Source organism: Akkermansia sp. RCC_12PD, from assembly GCF_036417355.1.
Classification (GTDB): domain Bacteria; phylum Verrucomicrobiota; class Verrucomicrobiia; order Verrucomicrobiales; family Akkermansiaceae; genus Akkermansia.
The window spans coordinates 2,340,809-2,361,478 of sequence record NZ_CP143889.1 but is presented as its reverse complement, the minus strand read 5'-3'; the positions used below and the strand labels follow the sequence as shown (position 1 = coordinate 2,361,478).

The 20,670-nt window shown below is 59.4% G+C and carries 20 protein-coding genes; 18 read left to right on the top strand and 2 right to left on the bottom strand.

Annotated elements, in window-relative coordinates; translation table 11 throughout:
* Nucleotides 1–133 precede the first annotated feature (133 nt).
* From V3C20_RS10055 to V3C20_RS10015, 9 genes are all read left to right on the top strand, one after another.
* Nucleotides 134–2,749: a DUF2339 domain-containing protein gene (locus V3C20_RS10055; RefSeq protein WP_130083804.1), complete on the top strand. Its 2,616-nt coding sequence runs from the start codon at nucleotides 134–136 to the stop codon at nucleotides 2,747–2,749.
* Between the two features lie 67 nt (nucleotides 2,750–2,816).
* A complete protein-coding gene (locus tag V3C20_RS10050; protein WP_161981287.1) occupies nucleotides 2,817–3,755 on the top strand; it encodes a metal ABC transporter substrate-binding protein in 939 nt (312 codons plus the stop codon).
* A 72-nt stretch (nucleotides 3,756–3,827) separates the two neighbouring features.
* A complete protein-coding gene (locus V3C20_RS10045) occupies nucleotides 3,828–4,187 on the top strand; it encodes a hypothetical protein (RefSeq protein WP_330935367.1) in 360 nt (119 codons plus the stop codon).
* Complete coding sequence (locus V3C20_RS10040; RefSeq protein ID WP_218957821.1) at nucleotides 4,178–4,963, top strand: metal ABC transporter ATP-binding protein; 786 nt, start codon at nucleotides 4,178–4,180, stop codon at nucleotides 4,961–4,963. Before V3C20_RS10045 ends, V3C20_RS10040 begins: the two co-directional genes overlap by 10 nt.
* Nucleotides 4,964–4,982: 19 nt before the next feature.
* Complete coding sequence (locus V3C20_RS10035; protein WP_130083807.1) at nucleotides 4,983–5,843, top strand: metal ABC transporter permease; 861 nt, start codon at nucleotides 4,983–4,985, stop codon at nucleotides 5,841–5,843.
* A gap of 112 nt (nucleotides 5,844–5,955) precedes the next feature.
* Nucleotides 5,956–6,447 carry a UvrB/UvrC motif-containing protein gene (locus V3C20_RS10030; RefSeq protein ID WP_067952166.1) on the top strand — a complete coding sequence of 164 codons (492 nt, stop codon included), beginning with the start codon at nucleotides 5,956–5,958 and terminating at the stop codon, nucleotides 6,445–6,447.
* 5 nt (nucleotides 6,448–6,452) lie between these two features.
* On the top strand, nucleotides 6,453–7,508 hold the full coding sequence (locus V3C20_RS10025; RefSeq protein WP_130083808.1) for a protein arginine kinase: 1,056 nt from the start codon (nucleotides 6,453–6,455) through the stop codon (nucleotides 7,506–7,508).
* A 28-nt stretch (nucleotides 7,509–7,536) separates the two neighbouring features.
* A complete protein-coding gene (locus V3C20_RS10020) occupies nucleotides 7,537–10,125 on the top strand; it encodes an ATP-dependent Clp protease ATP-binding subunit (RefSeq protein ID WP_130083809.1) in 2,589 nt (862 codons plus the stop codon).
* Nucleotides 10,126–10,276: 151 nt separating this feature from the next.
* Nucleotides 10,277–10,630 (top strand): alpha-N-acetylglucosaminidase N-terminal domain-containing protein, encoded by a 354-nt coding sequence (locus tag V3C20_RS10015; RefSeq protein ID WP_130083810.1) that lies wholly within the window; start codon nucleotides 10,277–10,279, stop codon nucleotides 10,628–10,630.
* Nucleotides 10,631–11,084: 454 nt separating this feature from the next.
* Here V3C20_RS10015 and V3C20_RS10010 read toward each other — a convergent pair whose 3' ends face one another.
* Entirely contained in the window at nucleotides 11,085–11,459 is a 375-nt protein-coding gene (locus V3C20_RS10010; protein ID WP_202975652.1) for a rhodanese-like domain-containing protein, read from the bottom strand.
* A gap of 65 nt (nucleotides 11,460–11,524) precedes the next feature.
* Complete coding sequence (locus tag V3C20_RS10005) at nucleotides 11,525–12,403, bottom strand: fumarylacetoacetate hydrolase family protein (protein ID WP_130083811.1); 879 nt, start codon at nucleotides 12,401–12,403, stop codon at nucleotides 11,525–11,527.
* Nucleotides 12,404–12,547: 144 nt separating this feature from the next.
* On the opposite strand from V3C20_RS10005, the gene V3C20_RS10000 reads away from it, so the two are divergent.
* From V3C20_RS10000 to V3C20_RS09960, 9 genes are all read left to right on the top strand, one after another.
* A complete protein-coding gene (locus V3C20_RS10000) occupies nucleotides 12,548–14,104 on the top strand; it encodes a 2-isopropylmalate synthase (RefSeq protein WP_130083812.1) in 1,557 nt (518 codons plus the stop codon).
* A 134-nt stretch (nucleotides 14,105–14,238) separates the two neighbouring features.
* Nucleotides 14,239–15,153, top strand: coding sequence for a hypothetical protein (locus tag V3C20_RS09995; protein ID WP_130083813.1), 915 nt, complete (start codon nucleotides 14,239–14,241; stop codon nucleotides 15,151–15,153).
* 118 nt (nucleotides 15,154–15,271) lie between these two features.
* Nucleotides 15,272–15,727 carry a GatB/YqeY domain-containing protein gene (locus tag V3C20_RS09990; protein WP_130083814.1) on the top strand — a complete coding sequence of 152 codons (456 nt, stop codon included), beginning with the start codon at nucleotides 15,272–15,274 and terminating at the stop codon, nucleotides 15,725–15,727.
* Nucleotides 15,724–16,419 (top strand): 2-C-methyl-D-erythritol 4-phosphate cytidylyltransferase, encoded by a 696-nt coding sequence (gene ispD / locus V3C20_RS09985; RefSeq protein WP_130083815.1) that lies wholly within the window; start codon nucleotides 15,724–15,726, stop codon nucleotides 16,417–16,419. Before V3C20_RS09990 ends, ispD begins: the two co-directional genes overlap by 4 nt.
* Nucleotides 16,416–17,426: an NAD-dependent epimerase/dehydratase family protein gene (locus V3C20_RS09980; protein WP_330935366.1), complete on the top strand. Its 1,011-nt coding sequence runs from the start codon at nucleotides 16,416–16,418 to the stop codon at nucleotides 17,424–17,426. Before ispD ends, V3C20_RS09980 begins: the two co-directional genes overlap by 4 nt.
* The gene (locus V3C20_RS09975) at nucleotides 17,423–18,172 is read left to right on the top strand and encodes a hypothetical protein (RefSeq protein ID WP_149873383.1); all 750 of its coding nucleotides are present in this window, start codon (nucleotides 17,423–17,425) and stop codon (nucleotides 18,170–18,172) included. The genes V3C20_RS09980 and V3C20_RS09975 overlap by 4 nt, the downstream gene beginning before the upstream one ends.
* Nucleotides 18,173–18,223: 51 nt before the next feature.
* Entirely contained in the window at nucleotides 18,224–19,189 is a 966-nt protein-coding gene (trpS, locus tag V3C20_RS09970; RefSeq protein WP_130083818.1) for a tryptophan--tRNA ligase, read from the top strand.
* Between the two features lie 83 nt (nucleotides 19,190–19,272).
* Complete coding sequence (locus tag V3C20_RS09965) at nucleotides 19,273–19,743, top strand: universal stress protein (RefSeq protein ID WP_130083819.1); 471 nt, start codon at nucleotides 19,273–19,275, stop codon at nucleotides 19,741–19,743.
* 34 nt (nucleotides 19,744–19,777) lie between these two features.
* Complete coding sequence (locus V3C20_RS09960; protein ID WP_130083820.1) at nucleotides 19,778–20,581, top strand: TIGR00282 family metallophosphoesterase; 804 nt, start codon at nucleotides 19,778–19,780, stop codon at nucleotides 20,579–20,581.
* Nucleotides 20,582–20,670 lie beyond the last annotated feature (89 nt).

Sequence of the window (20,670 nt, the reverse complement as noted above, 5' to 3'; positions counted from 1 at the left end):
GGAACAGATGCCATCCGCAGGCTCTGCCCGGCCGACGCTATTTGCGTTTTCATGAGAGCCGGACATGTCCCCTTTTGCGTCTTGCAGTCCCGTTTTTCCCATGTAGAATACATTCTCCCTACCCCCCTGCCCCATGGAAATTTTCATTTTACTGCTTGTGCTGGCCCTTCTTTCCGGCATGGTTTTCACGTTTGTGAAGGCCTGCCAGGTCATTTTCCTGGAACACAAGGTACGCAAGCTGGAAAACGAACTTGCCGAAATCAAGGCGCATATGGACATGCATATGTCCTACGGCAAATCAGTTACGGGAAGCACACCCCAGAACGCTGCAAGACCGGGAGCCGCCACACCGCGCCCCGTGCCATCCCCGCCACGGGCCGCCACGGCCATCATCCCCTATGAGACCCCCGCTCCCGCACCCAGGAAGGCCAGACAGCCGGCAGCCGTTTCCCCCGCCTTTTCCTGGGAATATTTCATAGGAGCCAAGCTGCTTTCCTGGATCGGCGGATTCATCCTGTTTCTGGGAACGGGTTTCTTTGTCAAATACAGCATTGACAATGAATTGATTTCTCCGGAATGGAGAATCGTCCTCACCTACCTGACAGCCCTTGCCCTGCTGGGAACGGGCCTCTCGCGCCTGAAGAAAAGATACCCCACCCTTTCCGGTACCCTGACCGCCACCGGCATTCTGGTGCTGTACCTGGCCACCTGCGCGGGCCGCATGTTTTATGCGCTGCCCTTTTTCAATACGGCAGTTTCCGCCCTTTTGCTGGCCGCCACCACGGCTGCTGCGTTCGTCCTGGCCGTGCGGCTCCGCTTCCAGGTCATTGCCGTTCTGGGCATCATCGGCGGTTTTCTCACGCCGGTCATCCTGTCCACCGGGCAGGACCACACGGTTTCCCTGTTCCTGTACATGACCCTTCTGAACGCCGGGCTGGTTTCCGTGCTGGCTTTCACGCGCTGGACGAAAGTGGGAGCCATCGGCCTCGCGTCCTATACGCTGCTGCTGATGGGCTGGTTTGACGAATACAACGCGAACGGACACATTCCGGCCGTCACCCTGCTTTCCCTCTGCACACTGCTCCTCTACTGCGGCTGCGGCCTGTACTCCGGCATCCGGCAGGAGAAGAAGGCCCCCGGCACGGGAAGCTCTTCATTCCTGCTGGCTTTCGGGGCGATTGCCGTGGCGTGCCTGACGGCTTTCCGGATGCAGGCGGAAGGCAATCCCCTGGCTCTTTCCTCTTCCTCCCGGGCGCTTCTGCTCCTGGCCGGGATGTTCCCGATGATCGCCCTTTTTCCGCTGGCCAGGGCGAGGAGCACCTACTGGTCCTGGTTCCTGCCGGTGGGCATCTTCACCGTTTGCTACTTGTGCGCCTCCTTTACGGAACATCCCAAACCGGAAAATTTCCCCTGGTTTTCCGAGCTTCTCCGCGGAATATTCGGCATATTCATGATCGCAGCTTCCTACAAGGTGCTGTCCGCCCGCACCCTGTCCGGAGGGGCCTGCCTGGCCGACCTGCATCCGGGTGTCAGAATCTCCTGTTTCACGGCGGCGGCCTTGGCGTGGCTTCCGATCATCTGGCCGGACTCCCCGCTTCCCTTTTACGCCATACTGATCGCGGGCGTCTTCTGCTGGATGGCCGTCCGGCACGGCCGGGGACAGGCCCTGATGGTGGCCGTAGGCGGTTTTGCCCTGGCGGCATGGCATCAGGAATTCCACCCTTGGGTGCCGTTTTTCGTCTTCGCGTTCCTGTTCCTGCTTCCTTCGTTCGTGATCCGGCGCTTCCGCGACGGACTACTGGCCTGGAGCGCCTCCGCCCTGTGCGTCCCTCTTTTCTATTTTGTCTGGTTCCAGTACGGAATGTCCCACCATCCCGTCTCCACCCGGTTCTGGGCTTCCACCGCCGCTCTTCTCTGCGCCGTCTCCCCCTTCCTGACGGCTCTGTACCTGCAAAGGCTTCCTTTCGAAACACTGCTGAAACGGTCCGCCGTCCTCACCTTTTACTACGGCACGGCCATCGGCATGCTGACCCTGGCCATCGGCTTCCAGTGGAGCGAAACGCCTCTGACCCTGGCCTGGTCCCTGGAAGGCTTCGCGCTCCTGCTGCTGTGCGGAAAGTTTCCCCAGGCCAAGCTGGCCTGGACGGGCTTTTTCCTGCTGGCGGCCATGTTCATCCACAGCGGCCTGTTCAAGACGGTTTCCCAGCTTGATCCGGGCCAAATGCCGGAACTGCGCCTGACATACGCCACGCTGGTGTTCTGCTGCATGGCCGGCGCGTGGTGGATGCAGAAAAAGGTGATGCCCCGCCTCACCGGCGGCCGTTCCGGACTCCGCTTCCTCATCCCTTCCCTGAACATCTTCGGAGCCATCCTGCTTTTCATCTGGATGAACATGGAGATTTCCTGCGGGTTTGCCGCGCCGGGGGACCATCCGCTGCTGATCCAGTTCGGCCGCAGCCTGGCGCAGGACCTGACCATATCCCTGGCCTGGAGCCTGTTCGCCCTGTGCCTGATCGCCGCGGGGTTCGACATCAGGTCCGCCAGGGTGCGCATGGCGGGGCTCGCCCTGCTGGGCATCACGCTGCTCAAGGCCGTGTGCTACGACATTTCCAGCCTCAGCCAGCTTTACCGGGTGGGCGCGCTCGTGGGCCTGGCCTTCATCGTGCTCGTTTCCTCCTTCCTGTACCAGAAGTTCAATTTGAAAATGAGGGGCAAAAGAAAGAACGCAGGAAAGGCGCGCCAAAGTTAGCGTCATCTCACTTTGGAAGACAAATTTGACCATTGCATCCCCTGCCGGGCGCACCATAATGGAAAACATGCTCCGGCGCGTTTTAATTCCTTTTCTGTGTCTTCTGGGCCTGTTCTGTACTCTGGGCGCCCAGGAAGCCCCCCCCTTGAAGATCGCGGCCCTGCACCCCGTGCTGGGGGACATGGCGCGCGCCCTGGGCGGCAGCCACGTCCAGGTTACGGATTTGCTGAAACCCAACGGCAACCTGCACAGCTTCGAGCCAGCGCCGCAGGATATCGCCGCCGCGGGACAGGCGCGGCTGGTGCTGGCCTCCGGCAAGAATCTGGAGCCGTACCTTCCACGGCTGAAAGACGCCCTGGGCTCCCGGGCGCAGATTCTGGACCTGGGGGCATCCATTCCGGACGTGCCCGTAGCCGCCGATTCCGCGGAACACGACCATCACGACCACGCGGAAGACGGCTCCTGCTCCCACGGCCCCAACGATCCCCACTGGTGGCACACCCCCGCCAACATGAAGAGGGCCGCGCGCGCCCTGGCCGCCGTGCTCGCCAACATGGACCCGGCCCACAAGGAGGATTACACAGCCGGGCTCTCCCAATGGAACCGGAAGATGGACCGTCTTTCCGCCTGGGCCAGAACGGAGCTTTCCGGCATCCCGGAAGCAGACCGCATCCTGGTGACCGGCCATGCGGCCATGAACCATTTCTGCCGGGAATTCGGCTTCCGCAGCATCAGCATGCAGGGGGTGAGCCGTGAAGACGAGGGGAATTCCGCCCAACTGGCGGCCACGCTGAAAAAACTCCGGGAGGCGAAGGTGAAGGCCGTTTTTCCGGAATACTCCTCCAATCCCAAGAGCCTGAATGAAATAGCCAACTCCCTGAACATTTCCGTCGCCAAGCCCGTCAATACGGACGGCCTGTCCCCGGACGGGCACGACTTTGAAAGCATGTTCAAACAGAACGTCCAGATTATCAAGGAAGCCCTTTCCCCGGCCCGGAAACCATGACCAGTTCCCCCCTGAGACAGTTTTTTTCCCGCCCTGGCGGGGGCCGTCCTGCTGGGATTGGCGCTTTACAAGATGACTTCCGGCACTCCGGCGGAACAGGCCGTCCCGCATCCCCCCCAGGAGACTGCCGCTCCGGGTGTTCCCACCGTCATTACGGTCAAATGCGCCCACCGGCCCAGGAACATTTCCATAGCCTCCGGGGACGCCGTTCTCTGGAAGGCGGAGAATCCGGGGCTGCATGAAGAAGTGGAGTGCCGCCTTCCCCTGAAGGGAAGCTCCGCCACGCTCACCGTTTCCGCCCAATGGCCGGAAGGCACGCCGGACACCCCCGTGACGCTGGAGCTGGAACCGGAGGGCAGGCAGGCCGATTCCGCCACCCGGTGGTCCTTCGGCCCTTCATTGAACGATACGTACTCCTTCTCATGGAAATAAGCGCCCCCTCCCCTCACTGCGCCCAGGACCACATCTGCTGGGGCGCTCATGCCAGCCATCCGGAGCGCCACCGCCTGGATGTGGAGAACGTCACCGTGTATTACGGCAGGCTGCTCGCCCTCCACGACATCGGCTTTTCCATCACCTGCGGGCACACGCTGGCCCTGATGGGGCCCAACGGCGCGGGAAAATCCACCCTGATCAAGGCGCTGGCGGGGCTGATTCATCCGGATGCCGGCAACATTCTGTGGAACGGGAACCCCCTTCATGACATGCCGAGGGAAATCGCCTACCTGCCCCAGCGCTCCGACGTGGACTGGTCCTTCCCCATCACCGTGCGCGCTCTCGTGGAAATGGGCCGCTACCCGGCCCTGGGCCTGTGGAAAAAATTCTCCGGGCACGACCGGGAGATTGTGGAAAAGTCCCTGCACGTGCTCGGTCTGGAACACCTGGCGGAACGCCAGATTTCCGAGCTTTCCGGCGGCCAGCAGCAGCGGGCCTTCCTGGCGCGCGCCCTGGCGCAGGAAGCGCACGTCCTCCTGCTGGACGAACCGTTCACGGGGCTGGACGCCCCCGCCTGCCAATCCCTGGGACGCCTGCTGGATTCCCTGGCCGGGGAAGGACGCCTGGTCATCGCCTCCCACCACGATCTGAACACGGCGGCGGAAATCTTTGATACGGTCCTGCTTATGAACCGCGACCTGGTCGCTTTCGGTCCGGCGCAGGAGGTGCTTTCCCCGGAACGGATACGGGAAACATACGGAATGAACGCCTGACCGGACAATTTTTCACGTTATGGACGACTTTCTTCAATTTCTCCGGGAACCCATCGCCCAGCGCTCCCTGCTGGCGTGTCTCATGATCGGCTTTGCCAACGGCTTCGTCAGCGGGCTGGTGATCCTGAAAAAATCCGCGCTGCAGATCGGCACGCTCTCCTGCGCGCTGCTGCCGGGAATCGCGGTGGCCGTGCTGATGTTCGGCCTGACGCGCTGGAGCCTGCTGCTGGGGGCCGTGGTGGCCGCCCTGCTGGTGGGGCTGGGCTCCCTGTTCGTGTCCCGCACGTCCAGGCTGAACCAGGATACCGCCCTGTCCATCCTGCATACCACGGCGTTTGCCGCCGGCTTCATCGTCCTGGTCCGGCTGGGTCTCCAGCAGAAGATAGACGACTGGCTGTTCGGCTCCATCATGAGCCTGTCGGATTCCGACCTGTGGATCGCCTTCGCCATCAGCGCCGCCAGCGTGCTGACGCTGCTGCTTTTCCGGCGCCCCATCCTGATTTACCTGTTCGACCCGGACATCGCCACCACCCTGGGCATTCCCTCGCGCCTGATCAGTTACGGCATCTTCACCCTCATCATCCTGGTGCTGGTCTCCTCCCTCCAGGCCGTGGGGGCGTTTCTGACGCTGGGGCTGCTCGTGGGGCCAGCCGCCACGGTTTACATGCTCACCAACAAGCCTTCCCATCTTTTCTGGGGTGGCGGATTGATCGGGGCGTTCGGCTCGGTGCTCGCCTTTTACCTCTCCTTTCCTCTCGGCTGGCACCTGGGGGCAACCATCATTCTGGTACTGGGCGTGATCTTCTGTGTAGCCTATTTGTATTCTTCCAGATGCGGTTTACTCAAACAACGCGGAAAGAAATCATCCTCTTTACAATAAGAAGGTCCTTTTTCATGACAATCCATGACACGCAGTCTTCTAGTCCAAAACAGGGCGCGGCCTTATAATGCGGGTTGTGAAAAAATGTGAGATATGCTCTGCACCGGCAACGGTGTTCCTGACACAGATCATCAACGGCAAGTCCACCAAATTCTGCCTCTGCGCCAAATGCGCCCAGGAGCGGGGCCTGCTGGACCCGGACGCCTTTGATCTGGCGGAAAAACTGTTTCCGAATCTTCAAGGGCAATTCGGCACAAAAGGAGGAGAAGACTCTCCCGCGCCCATTCCGGCGCTTCAGTCCCTTCCCCTGACCAACTGCCCGATCTGCTCCTTTACTCTTCAGGACTACAAGAATGTGGGCCGCCTGGGATGCAGTGAATGCTACAACGTCTTTGAAGAAGAAATCCTGCCCCTCCTGGCCCAGATACAGCCGGACTCCCACCACCACGGCAAAACGCCCGCAAGAGCGGAAAAACGTGAAACGGAAACTCAAACAATCAGCGACCTGGAACAACAACTCTCTCTGGCAGTAGCAAGGGAAGATTATGAACGGGCGGCCAAGCTGCGCGATCAAATCAAACAACTGCGTACGCCGACCAATTAACCTTCATGCTCTTTGACGATTTACTCAACAATCCCGCCAAGTGGATGGTGGAATCCAAAGACGAGCACGACATCGTGCTCACCTCCCGCATCCGCCTGGCACGGAATCTGACGGCTACCCCCTTCCCCGGCTGGGCCACGCGCCAGCAGCGCGCGGACACCCTGGCCCTTACCTCCGCGGAGGCGCGCCAGCTCCCCGCCATGAAGGGCGGCTATTACGCGGAACTTTCCGAACTGAACCAGCAGCAGAAGCAGCTGCTGGTGGAACGCCACCTCATCTCACGGGAGCTGGCCGCCCGTTCGGAAGGCTGCGCCGTACTCATTTCCCGCAACCAGAATGCCAGCATCCTGTTCAATGAAGAGGACCACCTGCGCCTGCAGTATATCCTTCCCGGAATCCAGCTCAAGAAGGCATGGAACGCCGTGTCCAGGATAGACTCCGGGCTGGAAGAGAAGCTTCCGTACGCATACAACACGCGCCTGGGCTACCTCACTGCCTGCCCCACCAACCTGGGTACGGGCATGAGGGCCTCCGTGATGATGCACCTGCCCGGCCTGGTCATCTCCGAACAGATGCAGCAGGTCGTCCAGGCGGCGGTGCAGCTCAACATTACCGTGCGCGGGCTGTACGGTGAAGGCACGGAAGCCACCGGCAACCTGTTCCAGATTTCCAACCAGTCCACGCTGGGCGACAGCGAAGAACAGATCGTGGAACGCATGACCCGGTTCACGTCCGATCTTGCGCACCAGGAATGGAATGCCCGCAGAAAGCTGCTCCAGTCCGCCTCCCTTCAGGTGAAAGACCGCGTTTCCCGCGCCTACGGGCTGCTGACCAACGCCACCCTGCTTTCCACCCAGGAGGCGCTGGGACTGCTCTCCTTCCTGCGGATGGGAGCGTCTCTGGACATTTTTTCCCATCAGGCATTGAAACACGTCAATAAAACCATACTCAACATTCAGCCGGCCCATCTGGCGCGCCTGTCCACCACGGAACAGACAACCTCGGAAAACAGGGACCAGATCCGCGCGGACATCATCCGGAAGGAACTTTCCGGAAGCTAATGCAACCAAGAAACATTTTCCATAATATATGAATAACTTTACGCCCAGGGCGCAACAAGTACTGGCGCACGCGCGCCGGGAAGCGGACCGCTTCAATCATCACTACATAGGAACAGAACACCTTCTTCTCGGCCTCCTCAAGCTGGGCAAGGGCGTGGCCGTCACCATCCTGGAAAACCTGGGGGTGGAGCTCAACGCCGTGCGCCAGCAGGTGGAGCAGCAGATAGGCCGGGGCACGGAACCCCAGGCCGAAGGCAACATTCCCTATACCCCCCGGGTGCGCAAGGTCCTGGCCCTGGCCAACAGGGAAGCCCAGGAACTCAACCATACCTACGTGGGAACGGAACATCTTCTTCTGGGCCTTATCCGCGACGGCGACGGCGTGGCCGGACAGATTCTGCGCCATTTCGGCGTGGATCTGGAACAGGCCCGCCGGGAACTGCTGGACGTGCTCACGCCCAAATACCAAATGGATGCGGATGAAGACAACATCATTCCGGACGACGATGACGAGGAGGAGGAAAACGACTCCCCCGCCATCCCGTCAGACGAACCTACCGCTCCGGCCTATTCCAGACAGCAAAAGTCCAAGACGCCCGCCCTCCAGGCGTTTGGCCGCGACATGACCCAGCTTGCCCGCGACGGCAAGATGGACCCCGTCATCGGCCGCTCCTCGGAAATCGAGCGCGTCATTCAGATTCTATGCCGCCGGAACAAGAACAACCCCGTTCTGCTTGGGGAAGCCGGGGTGGGCAAAACCGCCATTGTAGAAGGACTGGCCCAGGAAATAGCCCAGGGCCACGTTCCGGAACTCCTGCGCAGCAAGAGGGTCATCTCCCTGGACTTGGCGCTGATGGTGGCGGGCACGAAGTACCGCGGCCAGTTTGAAGAACGGCTCAAGGCCGTGATGGACGAAATACGCCGGGAAGGCAACGTCATCCTTTTCATCGACGAATTGCACACCATCGTAGGCGCCGGTTCCGCGGAAGGCTCCATGGATGCCTCCAACATCATTAAGCCCGCCCTTTCCCGCGGGGAGCTCCAGGCCATCGGCGCCACCACGCTCAATGAGTACAGAAAGCATATTGAGAAGGATGCCGCCCTGGAACGCCGCTTCCAGCAGGTGCAGGTGGGGGAACCTTCCGTGGAGGATACCATCAAGATACTCGCGGGCATCCAGCCCAAGTATGAGGAACATCACAAGGTCCACTACACGAAGGACGCCGTGGAAGCTGCGGCCAAGCTCTCCCACCGCTACCTGACGGGGCGCTTCCTGCCGGACAAGGCTATCGACATCCTGGACGAGGCGGGAGCGCGCAAGCGCGTCTCCCAAATGACCCGGCCGGACAATATCAGCCAGATGGAGATCCACATTGAGGAACTCAAGGAGCGCAAGAACCAGGCCGTGGACGCACAGCTTTTTGAAGAAGCGGCCCATATCCGCGACGAAGAAAAGCAGGCAGGCAGGGAACTTCAGAACATGCTGGACGCCTGGCGCACGTCTTACGAGACCAACTACGTCCCCGTCACGGAAGAAGACGTGATGGCCGTTCTCTCCAAATGGACCGGCATCCCTCTGGCCCGGATGGAGGAAAAGGAAACCACGAAGCTTCTGCGCATGGAGGAAGAACTGAAAAGCAAGGTCATCGGCCAGGACGAGGCGGCCTCCGCCATCGCCCGTGCCCTGCGGCGCAGCCGCGCGGATATCAAGGACCCGCGCCGCCCGATCGGCTCCTTCCTTTTCCTGGGTCCTACCGGCGTAGGCAAGACCTACCTGGCGCGCAACCTGGCAGAAATCATGTTCGGCACCGCGGACGCGCTGATCCAGGTGGACATGAGCGAGTACATGGAAAAACATACCACGTCCCGCCTCATTGGTTCGCCTCCCGGCTACGTAGGCCATGACGAAGGCGGCCAGCTCACGGAAGCCGTGCGCCGCAGGCCCTACTCCGTCATCCTGTTTGATGAAGTAGAAAAAGCCCACCCGGACGTCATGAACCTGCTTCTCCAGATTCTGGAGGAAGGTAGCGTGACGGATTCCCTGGGCCGCAAGATCAACTTCCGCAACACCATCATCATCCTGACCTCCAACGTGGGGGCCGCCTCCGCCAAGAGGCAGAGCACCATGGGCTTCGGGGCCATGACCTCCGACAAGGCGGACTACGCCGCCATGAGGGAAAAAATCCTGGAGGAAGCGCGCAAACAGTTCCGTCCGGAATTCCTCAACCGCTTTGACGAAATCTCCGTTTTCCGCATGCTGGAACGGGACGATTTGGAACATATCGTGCAGCTGGAGGCGGACAAGCTCATCTCCCGCCTCAAGGCCAAGGACATCACCCTGTCCCTGAGCCCGGAAGCCCTGAGCCTGATCATCAAGAACGGGTACGATCCGCAATACGGAGCGCGCCCCATGCGCCGCGCGATCGAACGCCTGCTGGAAGACCCGCTGGCGGAAGCGCTGCTGCGTGGAGACGTGAAGACCGGAGACAAGATCGAAGCCGTGCAAACGGACGGGGCGGAAACGCTCAATTTCCTTCACATTGCCGACAAACCCGCTGCAAAGGTAAAAACGCCGCGCAAGAGGGCGCCGCGCAAACCCAAGCCCAAGGCGGAATAATTCTTCCTTGCCAATCGGCAGCTTCCCCCGCATTCATCCATGCGGGGGATTTTGCTTTTCCGGGGAAATCGGAAACAAAGGCTGAAAATCCTGAAAATAAAATGGAGCATTCTTTTGTTGCCACCAGGATGGCGACTTTTCTTTGCGCACCTTGATCAGTACGCTGCCGACTCTATGCTGCATGCATGTCAGTTACTCTCTTTCACTGGAAGAACGGTACGCTATCCGTTCAGTCATAAAACGTAGAGTCCCCGCTCTGAAAGCCGTCCCCGGCAAGCTCAAACTGGAATCCGTAAAACAGGAAAACGACCGTAATGTTTTTGAGACGGAATCCTCCGGGGGCACCCTGACTGCAAGCGGCAGCAGAACGGCCCACTGCCGCGGATTTGATGATTTCCTCAAGACCAACGGGCTGGGCATGGCAATCTGGGATAACAAAGGACATCCGCTGATGGAGAAAAGCCCTTTAGCCGCCGTGATCCCCGGACGGTGCAGCAACAACTGAAAGCGGTCTGATAGGTGACCCGCAGGCGGTGAAAGAATCTCAGGATTGACCAGCATGGGCTGGAGCCATGAACGGCCAATAACAGCCGTATCAGGTTCAACCTTGAGAATAATGTCCCCATCCTCCGCGCCATCACTCAATAGAGAAAGAATTCTCCTGACATTCTCCGGACCGTCGAGGCTGCGCCCGCAGTCAATGTCCGCACTACAGGAACAAATGTCCCGGCCATGGACGAAGATCCACGGAATGGAAATGGGGACGTAGGCCGTTTCTCCGAATGGCCGGAAAAACTTCCGGGGGGCCTGTTTACGAACACATCAGGGCAGAATGCCCTGAAAATAAAACATGTGGAATTAGCAGGCGACGGCAGGAGGGAACGATGCCCGCGGAAAAATAGAGCTTTGAAAAAGAATGCCTGAGAAAGCCCCCCTCTTTACGCTTTCAAGCAGAAAGCCTACATATCCAGGCGGTGCAAATTCTCCACCCTGTTATAACCCATCTTTTTCAGGATTTCCAAGGCACGGTCCGCACGCTTACCCGTGCGGCAGTATAAAAGAAGCAGGGTATCCTTGTCCGGTACCAATTGCGGTGCCAGCGTTTCCACCTCATCCACGGGGATATTTACTGCGCCGTCTCTGTGTCTGGCATGGAATTCCTCCGGAGTCCGGACGTCGATCAGCATGATGCCGTCCGCGGCCGGAGCGGGGGTTACGACGGATACGGCCCGGACCTCGCGGTTCTCCGCCTGCCTCCACTTGGACCACACGAATATGGCGGTCAGTCCGGTCACCATCACCACATAGGGCACGACATTTTTCATCCTTTTCATCTTCCTGCCGCCTGAAATTAATCACGTCAAATTGGAACAGGGGGAAATGCGGTAAAACTTTCCTCCTATGCTTCATCGTCAATCACCACGGCCTGGGACGCATAACCGAAGGCGGGGCTCCCCCACTCCACCACATCCCCCGGCTTCAAATAGCGGGGGGGCTTCATTCCCATCCCCACGCCGCCCGGCGTGCCGGTGGAAAGGACATCGCCGGGCCACAGCGTCATGAAGCGGGAGACATACGCGACCAGTTCCGGTACGGGCCAGATTAGTCCGGCTGTATTGCCTTGCTGGCGGATTTCCCCGTTTACCTTTAATTCCAGAGGCACTCCGGAACCGTCGCCCAGTTCCTCCGCGGAAATGAAGGTGGGGCCCGCCGGGGCAAAACTGTCGTAGCTCTTTCCCTTGGTCCACTGGCCGCCGTGCTCAAGCTGGTTGGCCCGCTCGGAATAGTCGCACATCAGGGTATAGCCGCTGATGGCGCGGGCAGCCTCCTCCCGGGTGGCGTTTTTCAACACATTCCGGATGATGACGGCCAGCTCTATTTCATAATCCAGCTTGTCACAGCCGGGAGGGTACAGAACCACGTCACAGCAGGAAGTAATGGCGGAAGTGGCTTTCAGGAAAATGGCGGGCTCCTCCACGGAAGCGCCGTCAAATTCCCGGGCGTGGTCGGCATAGCTCTTGCCCAGGCATACCAGCTTGGACGGGGAACAGGGAAGCGCCGTGTCAATCATCCAGTCCCGGTCTACAGCCTTGGCGGCCGGATTATCCAGGAATTCCGCTATCCGCCTCCCCTCCTCTCCTGTGGAATCGGCATCCCCGCAAATGCAGGCGTCCACTTCCTTCAGCACGGAATCCGCCACCAGATAAGCCTGACGGGATTCGCTCCACAGAGCCATGGTGCGCTCCGCCTGGTCATTGAGGTAAAACCTGATTTTCACCTCATCACTATAGCAGGCGTCCCCACGCTGACAAAGGCATGCCCTGTCATTATCCTGAAACGAGAGCGCCCGGAGATTACCCGCGTAGGGCTTGCTTTCATGGAAGAGTCATACTACCATGTTTTCCCTTAACTGATACATATCATGTCCGACCAAGTATATTTTTTTGACACCACCCTTCGCGATGGAGAACAATGCCCCGGAGCGTCCATGAACCTCCGTGAAAAATTGGAAGTGGCCCGTCAAATGGAACGACTCGGAATGGACGTCATTGAAGCAGGATTTCCCTGCATCTCGGACGGAGACTTTGAAGCGGTGCATACCATCGCCACGGAAATCAAGAAATGCCGCATCGCCGGGCTGGCCCGCTGCGTCAAGGCGGACATTGAAGCGGCGGCCAGGGCCCTGGAACCGGCAGGCGACCGCGCGCGCATCCACATCTTCCTGGCCACCAGCAAACTGCACATGCAGTTCAAGCTGAAGAAGGCGGAAACGGAAATCCTGCGCATGGCGGCGGAAGGCGTGTCCTGCGCCAGACAATTCGTCCAGGACGTGGAATTTTCCCCGGAAGACGCCTCCCGCACGGACCTGAACTTCCTGACCAAGGTCGTGGAAACCGTCATCGACGCCGGGGCCACTACCGTCAACATTCCGGACACCGTCGGCTACACAACGCCCGACGAATTTTACCGCATCATCCGCCACCTGAAGGAAAACGTGCCGAATATCGACAAGGCCGTCATTTCCGTGCATTGCCACAACGACCTGGGGCTGGCCGTAGCCAACTCCCTGGCCGCCATCCGCGCCGGAGCCCGGCAGGTGGAAGGCACCATCAACGGCATTGGCGAACGCGCCGGAAACGTGGCTCTGGAAGAAGTCATCATGGCTCTGCGCACCCGTTCCGACCAGTTCGGCAATGTCAGGGACAACATCAACATCAAGGAAATCGTCCGCACTTCCCGCATTGTGGCGCGCATGAGCGGCATGCAGGTACAGCGCTCCAAGGCCATCGTGGGGGAAAACGCCTTCGCCCACTCCTCCGGCATCCACCAGCACGGCATCCTCAACTGCCGGGAAACCTACGAAGTCATGGACCCGCAGGCTGTCGGCTGGGGTTCCACGGAACTTCCGCTGACCAAGCACTCCGGACGCGCCGCCGTCAAGGCCAGGCTGGAGCAGCTGGGCCACGTGCTGACGGAGGAGGAAGTCAACACCGTCTTTGAGCGTTTCAAAAAAGTGGGCGACTCCAAAAAATTCGTCTATGACGACGACCTCTCCGCGATTGTGGACGACTCCCTGCACGCTTCCTCCGGCCTCTGGGAACTGGACTTCCTGCAATTCGTGGCAGGCAGCCACGCCCGCCCCACGGCTACGGTCGGACTGATCAAGGAAGGAAAAAAGTTTGAAGACAGCTCCACGGGCAACGGAGCGGTAGATGCCGTCATCAAGGCCATTGAGCGCATCACCAAGCGCAAAGGCACCCTGAAGGGCTACAGCGTCAACGCCGCTTCCGAAGGCAAGGACGCCCTGGGAGAAGTCACGGTACATGTGGACTTCGGCCTGCCCAAGCCCATTGTGGGCAAGGGTGCGTCCACGGACGTCATCGAAGCCTCCGCCCGCGCCTATTTGAATGCCGTCAACCGCTTCATCCGCATGGAAAACATGCCCCGGCCCGCAGATGCGGACAAGGGAGCCATCTGACCAGCGGCCCTTGATCCCCTCCCCTGCCCCCGGCGGGGAGGGAAACGCCCTTCCCCGGACAACGAGCTATTTGCTTGATTCCGTGCATCTGCCATGCCATAAACATCCGCCCCCTGAAAACACTGTACACGCCCATGAAAATACCATTCCTCCTGTTGTGCCTGGCCTGCGGCGCCATGGCCGCGCCTTCCGCCAAAAAACAGCCGGACGCCGCCAAGCCGCTTCCGCCCCTGGAAAAAGCGACCATCTCTATTGACGGCCATCCCGAAAGCGTAGCCGCGGATGATGAGGGCAATATCTACTTCACCTCTATCGGATCCAAACTCACGCCCACGGAAGAGGACAAGGACGGCTATCTGGGAATCATTCCCTACGGTTCCACGGAGCCGAAGAAGATCACGGACGTGGATACCCTGAACGCACCCAAGGGGCTTCTGTACAAGGACGGCTTCCTGTACTGCACGGACATCAGCATGGTCTACAAGATAGACGCCAAAACCGGCGCCATAGAAGGGTATGTGGACCTGGCCTCTTCCCGCATGAAGTTCCTCAATGACCTGGCGTTCATCAACGGCAGGCTCATGGTCTCCTCCACGGACACCGACCAGATATTTTACGTGGACACGGAATCCAAATCTTATGGAGAGCTGGTGACCAAACAGCCTATCCACAAGCCGAACGGACTGGCCTGGGATCCGGAAAGAAAAGTCATCTACGTCTGCGAATACGCCACAGACGAAAAAGGCAAGCCCAGCGGAAGGCTCCTCTCCGTAAACCCCATTTCCCGCGAAGTAACGGAACTCTCCCGAGAACGGGGACAATACGACGGCCTGGCCTACCGCGACGGAGCACTCTACTATAGCGACTGGTCCCAGGACAAAAAGCCGGAAGCCATACGCAGACTGGACCTGAAGACGGGGCGTTCCGCCCCCGCAGCCACCGGCCCCATTGAAGGGACGGCGGACTTCATCCTGTACGGCCCCATGATCGTGGCTCCGGGGATGACTGAAAAGAAAATCCACATCATGCCCATTGGCGGAAAAAAATAACTGCCCCGCCGCGACCTGCACCACGCCTTTCAAGCCCGCCCGTGGCATCTGCCGCGCTGGCGGGCTTTTTCAATTTACGGCTTGAAGTGCACGGGGGGATGGCTTAGGTAATGGGGATATGAGCAAGATTTCAGACCAAATCATGAACGGCATGAAAACCGCCATGAAAGCCAAGGATAGCGTCACTCTCAATACGCTGCGCGCCCTCAAAACGGCCATGACGAACGCAGCCATCGCCAAGGGTGGCCTGGGCACGGAACTGGACGAAGCGGAGGAACTGGCTGCAGTCCGCAAGCAGATCAAGCAGCGCGAGGATTCCGCGCAGCAGTTCCGCTCCGCCGGGCGTCAGGAGCTGGCCGACAAGGAGGAAGCAGAAATCACCGTGCTCAAGCAATTCATGCCTGCGGAACTCGGCAGGGAGGAAGTGGAAGCCATCCTGGAAACCGTCCTGCAGGAAACCAGAGCATCCAGCAAAAAGGACATGGGTCGGGTCATGAAGCTCATGCAGGAACGTACCGCGGGCAAGTTCAACGGCAAGGAACTGGCCCAAATGGTATCCTCCAGACTGTCATGAGCTGCTGTGCCGCCATCATTGTGGCGGCCGGGTCTTCCCGGCGCGCCGGATTCGACAAGCTGCTGGCCCCGCTGCACGGAGTCCGCGTGCTGGAACGCAGCATCCGCGCCTTTGCCAACTGCCGGGAAGTTTCGGAAATCGTTGTGGTCTGTCCGGAAGAACGTTTCCGCGCCATTGACTCCGCAGATCTGGAAACGGGAATTCCCATCACCCGCGTGGACGGAGGGGCGGAACGCCATGAATCCGTACAGAACGGACTGGCCGCCTTGCTTTATACGCCGGAGCTGGTAGCCGTGCACGACGGTGCGCGCCCCCTGATCACGGTAGAGCAAATCTCCCGCTGCATCCAGACAGCCAGGGAATGCGGAGCGGCTGCCTCTGCCCGCCCTGTCACGGACACGCTGAAAAGGGCGGACTCCGAACGTTTTACCCTACCCGAACAGGTGGACAGGGACGGCCTCTGGTGCATGGAAACCCCGCAGGTATTCCAATACCCCCTGTTGCTGGATGCCTATGTGGAAGTCTCCGAACGGGACATCCGGGTGACCGACGAAGTCACGGCACTGCAGCTCATCGGCCATCCCACGCGCCTGGTGCACAACCACGAGCCCAACCCTAAAATCACCTGGCCGGAAGACATCTCGCACGCTGAAATGCTGCTGGAACTCACGCACCGCCGCAATGACCCATGACCAGCCTGTTATGTACAGAATCACGCACAGTCCTCATCCTGGGCACGGGTTACTTGGGCCGGGCCTTGGCTGAACGCCTGCGGGAAGCCGGGCACATCCCCCTGACGGCGGATATTGACCCGAAACAGGCCATTTATGAAGCGGACATGACGGACTCCGCCTCCATGCACAGGCTGGCGGCACGGATTCCGGAACCCTGCCTGATCGTCATGTGCGCCAGCACGCGGGGGGGCGGGACGGAAGACTACCTCCGATTGTATACCAAGGGGGCGGAAAACACGCTGGAAGCATTCCCCGGAAAACCGGTTATCTTCTGCTCAAGCACTTCTGTATACGGCATTACGGACGGACGCTGGGTGACGGAAGAGCACAACGTCTACCCCACGACGGAAAAAAGACGCCTTCTTCTTCAGGCGGAACAGACCATCCTGGCTGCACAGGGAACCGTAGTACGGCTGGCGGCCCTGTACGGACCGGGGCGCTGCATCCTAGTCTCCGATTACTGCGCCAAGGGAGCCGCCCTGCCCGGCAACATGGACAGATGGATGAACTACATCCACAGGGACGACGCCGTTTCCGCCCTGTTCCTGCTGTGCACGCTCCGTCATCCGCCCCGCGGCATCTACAACGTGGCAGACCGCACTCCCATGCAGTTAAGTGAGATCTACGCCTACCTTTCCGGGCTGCTCGGCATTCCAGCCCCCCCCCGTCTCCGCCGCGTTCCGGAGGCCGCCGAGGAGACACCAGCCAGCGCATTTCCTGCGCCCGCCTTCTGTCCCTGGGCTGGGAACCCCTCTACCCAAGCTTTGCAGACGGCGTGCACAACGTTCTGGAAGCGCTGGAGGAATAATGCCTCTTTGGCCGCTCTCCTGGTTGCCCCGTCTTGCGGGCCGGACGCATTGAACAGCACTCCTTTTAAAAATTCCCGCAACTTTCCAAACCGTTTTCCGAAAAAAGATACGTTACTCAAAGCCCTTTTTTCATCAAAACGGAATTACCTGAAATGACCATCACAAGCATGGCTTCCGCACCCGTTCCGCATTCTTCCCATGAGGGGCACTCCTTCCGCCTCATTCCCGAGGGAATGGCCCATACCGTGCTGATGCTCTGGATAACGGGAATGGCCGTGATCCTTGCTGGGCAGGACGATCATCCGGCTGTCCATTCCCGGCTTTTGGAAATCAAATCTTTTCTCTACGTCTTCGGGCTGTTGGCCGTTCTCTCCGCTGCGGGTTGCCATATCTATCGCCGCTGCCGCAGGATTCGGCCCCTTCTTTCCTCCGCCGTGACAACCTTCTGCGTGGCCGCCTTTATGCTGGGCCTGCTCTCGTTCCTCCTTTACGCCGGACTGACAGCCTCTTATGCACCGCCGGACAGCGCCCTGTCCAAACTGGAAATTCCCTCCGTTTACATCCATGAATTCTCCGCGGCAGCCCTGGTGTTCAGCTTGGTTCTTCCCCTGGGCCTCCTTTCCCTGGCCGCTTCTCTTCAGGCCTCCAGAAATCATGTCCCCGGAATAAAAGACATTCTGGCGGTCTTGTGGTGTCTGCTCGTTCCCTTCCTGTGTATCTTCCTCCTCCGCTCCCCGGAAGGGGACGAAAAAAGCAGTTCGGCACCTCTTCACAAGCAGAAACTTCCAATGAAGAAAAAGGCCTCAAGTTTCATTCGCGGACTCCCTCCGCATCATGAAAACACCTTTTTTCCGCTGAATGGAGCCCGGACAGCACCCGTTGCACGGAGCCAAGATTCCTGACCGTCCCCCTTCTTGACTTGCACGCCGGGAACAGGCACAATCTTGCGCGCCATGCGTATCATTACAGGACTTCAACCCAGCGGCAAGCTGCACATCGGCAACTACTTCGGAGCCATGGAACCTGCCGTCCGCATGCAGGACCGCGGAGAATCCTACTATTTTCTGGCGGATTACCACGCCATGAGCACCGTGCACGACGCGGACACCCTGCGCGAAAACTGCAAAAATCTGGCAACGGATTTCCTGGCCGTGGGACTGGACCCGGAAAAATGCGTCTTCTTCCGCCAGTCTTCCGTGCCGGAAGTCAATGAACTGGCCTGGATACTCAGCACCGTATGCCCCGTGGGGCTGCTGGAACGCTGCCACTCCTACAAGGACAAGATCGCCAAAGGCTTTTCCCCCAGCAACGCCCTCTTTACCTATCCCGTACTGATGGCTGCGGACATCCTGATGTATGACTCCGACCTGGTACCCGTAGGCAAGGACCAGAAACAGCATCTGGAAGTCACCCGCGACCTGGCCGGCAAAATGAACGAACAATTTGGAGAAGGCACCTGCAAGCTGCCGGACGCCCTCATTGCGGAAAGCACCGCCATTGTCCCCGGGCTGGACGGCCAGAAAATGAGCAAAAGCTACCACAACACGCTGCCCATCTTCGGGGAGGAAAAAGCCACCCGCAAACTCATCATGAGAATTCCCACGGACTCCACTCCCGTGGAAGAACCGAAACCGACGGAAAACTCCATCATTCTCCAGCTCTACAAGCTCTTCTCCTCTGCGGAAGGTTATGAAGACATGGTCCGCGGCTTCCGGAACGGAGGCTGCGGCTACGGCGACTTCAAAAAACGCCTCTTTGACGCCTATTGGGAATATTTTCGTGCCGCACGGGAACGCCGGGTGGAGCTGGAAGCCAGCCAGGACTATGTGCACCAGGTGCTGGAAAACGGCGCAAGAAAGGCGCGGGAAACGGCATCCGTGGTGCTGGACCGGGTTCGCCGGGCCGTGGGCCTGGGCTGAACCGAGACTGAAACGCCCGGGAAGCCGGGACAGCACACGTTTTTTAGTGGCATGGAAAAGCACGGAATGTTATACAGAAATATATGAAGAATATTCTGGTAGCCATTGATTTCTCCAACGCCACGGACGCCGTCATCCATCAGATCGGCAAACTGGCCTGTCCCAACGACAGCATCATCCATCTGCTCCACATTGTGGAACCCAGCATTTGTTATGAAGTCTCCGGCGTGCTTCCGGATGAAGTCCCCGTCCCCGTCATGGACCAGACGGAGGAAAACGAAGTCATATCCATCGCTAAAAACCATTTGAAAAAAACGGCGGAGAAACTCTCCCAGCTGACAGACGCCACCATCGTACAGGCGGTGGAAGACGAATTCGAAATCAGCGAGGCAGTCATCAACTATGCCGAAAAACACCACATAGACATGATTGTGGTGGGCAAGCACAACCACGGCTTCCTTTCCACCGTCTTCCTGGGCAGCGTAGCCAGCTCTGTCATGCGGAAATCCCCCGTTCCCGTGCTGGTGGTTCCCGTTACCAAGGAAGAGCAGTAGGAGCAAAAAGACCGGGCAGATACCGTTCCCTTTCATGATAACCATACTATTTATAGGCGATGTGGTCGGAGAACCTGGACGCACCGCCTTGAAGCATGCGCTCCCCGGACTCCGGGAAACGTACGGAGCGGACTTTGTCGTGGTCAATGGGGAAAACGCCGCCGCCGGGCGCGGCATCACGCCCAGGCTGGCCCAGGAACTGCTGCAGGCCGGAGTGGACGTCATCACTACCGGAGACCATGTCTGGGACCAAGTGGAACTAGCCCCGTGGCTGGATTCCGAACCGCGCGTGCTGCGCCCCGTCAATTATCCCGAAGGCACGCCGGGGCACGGCAGCGTCGTGAGGGAGACGGCCAAGGGAAAAGTAGCGGTCATGCAGGTCCAGGGGCGCTCCTTTATCCAGCCGCCTCTGGAAAACCCTTTCCTCATCTCGGAAAAGGAGGCGCAAAGACTGAGAAACGAAGAACGCGTCCAGGTAATCCTGGTGGACATGCATGCGGAAACCACCAGTGAAAAAATCTCCACCGGGTACAATCTGGACGGACTGGTTTCCGCCGTCATAGGAACCCACACCCATGTGCAGACGGCGGACGAAACCATTCTGGAACACGGAACGGCCTACCTGACGGACGCCGGCATGTGCGGTCCCGCCATCGGCGTGCTGGGGAGGGAGCGGGAATCCATCCTCAAGCGGTTCCGCACCTCCATGCCGGCCAAATTCCCCGTAGCGGGCTGGCCCGTGCGCCTTTGCGGCGCGGTCATCCGTGTGGATGAGGAGACCGGGAAAGCCCTGGATATCATCCGCATCAGCCAAATCGTGGAAAAACCGGCCTCCTGACCATGTACAACGTGACTCCCAACCTGATGCCGTCCCCATTCATGGTTCTCTGCGGATATTTCCGCAAAGACATCATTCCGTGTTACTCT

Bases quoted from the DNA above. Each gene is read 5' to 3' on its own strand.
- ispD (WP_130083815.1), top strand. From the start codon at position 15,724: ATGAGCTGCTGTGCCGCCATCATTGTGGCGGCCGGGTCTTCCCGGCGC.
- V3C20_RS10000 (WP_130083812.1), top strand. From the start codon at position 12,548: ATGTCCGACCAAGTATATTTTTTTGACACCACCCTTCGCGATGGAGAA.
- V3C20_RS09995 (WP_130083813.1), top strand. From the start codon at position 14,239: ATGAAAATACCATTCCTCCTGTTGTGCCTGGCCTGCGGCGCCATGGCC.
- V3C20_RS10050 (WP_161981287.1), top strand. From the start codon at position 2,817: ATGCTCCGGCGCGTTTTAATTCCTTTTCTGTGTCTTCTGGGCCTGTTC.
- V3C20_RS10035 (WP_130083807.1), top strand. From the start codon at position 4,983: ATGGACGACTTTCTTCAATTTCTCCGGGAACCCATCGCCCAGCGCTCC.
- V3C20_RS10040 (WP_218957821.1), top strand. From the start codon at position 4,178: ATGGAAATAAGCGCCCCCTCCCCTCACTGCGCCCAGGACCACATCTGC.
- V3C20_RS09960 (WP_130083820.1), top strand. From the start codon at position 19,778: ATGATAACCATACTATTTATAGGCGATGTGGTCGGAGAACCTGGACGC.
- V3C20_RS10020 (WP_130083809.1), top strand. From the start codon at position 7,537: ATGAATAACTTTACGCCCAGGGCGCAACAAGTACTGGCGCACGCGCGC.
- V3C20_RS09965 (WP_130083819.1), top strand. From the start codon at position 19,273: ATGAAGAATATTCTGGTAGCCATTGATTTCTCCAACGCCACGGACGCC.
- V3C20_RS10010 (WP_202975652.1), bottom strand. From the start codon at position 11,459: ATGAAAAGGATGAAAAATGTCGTGCCCTATGTGGTGATGGTGACCGGA.
- trpS (WP_130083818.1), top strand. From the start codon at position 18,224: ATGCGTATCATTACAGGACTTCAACCCAGCGGCAAGCTGCACATCGGC.
- V3C20_RS09990 (WP_130083814.1), top strand. From the start codon at position 15,272: ATGAGCAAGATTTCAGACCAAATCATGAACGGCATGAAAACCGCCATG.
- V3C20_RS10025 (WP_130083808.1), top strand. From the start codon at position 6,453: ATGCTCTTTGACGATTTACTCAACAATCCCGCCAAGTGGATGGTGGAA.
- V3C20_RS10055 (WP_130083804.1), top strand. From the start codon at position 134: ATGGAAATTTTCATTTTACTGCTTGTGCTGGCCCTTCTTTCCGGCATG.
- V3C20_RS09975 (WP_149873383.1), top strand. From the start codon at position 17,423: ATGACCATCACAAGCATGGCTTCCGCACCCGTTCCGCATTCTTCCCAT.
- V3C20_RS10045 (WP_330935367.1), top strand. From the start codon at position 3,828: ATGACTTCCGGCACTCCGGCGGAACAGGCCGTCCCGCATCCCCCCCAG.
- V3C20_RS09980 (WP_330935366.1), top strand. From the start codon at position 16,416: ATGACCAGCCTGTTATGTACAGAATCACGCACAGTCCTCATCCTGGGC.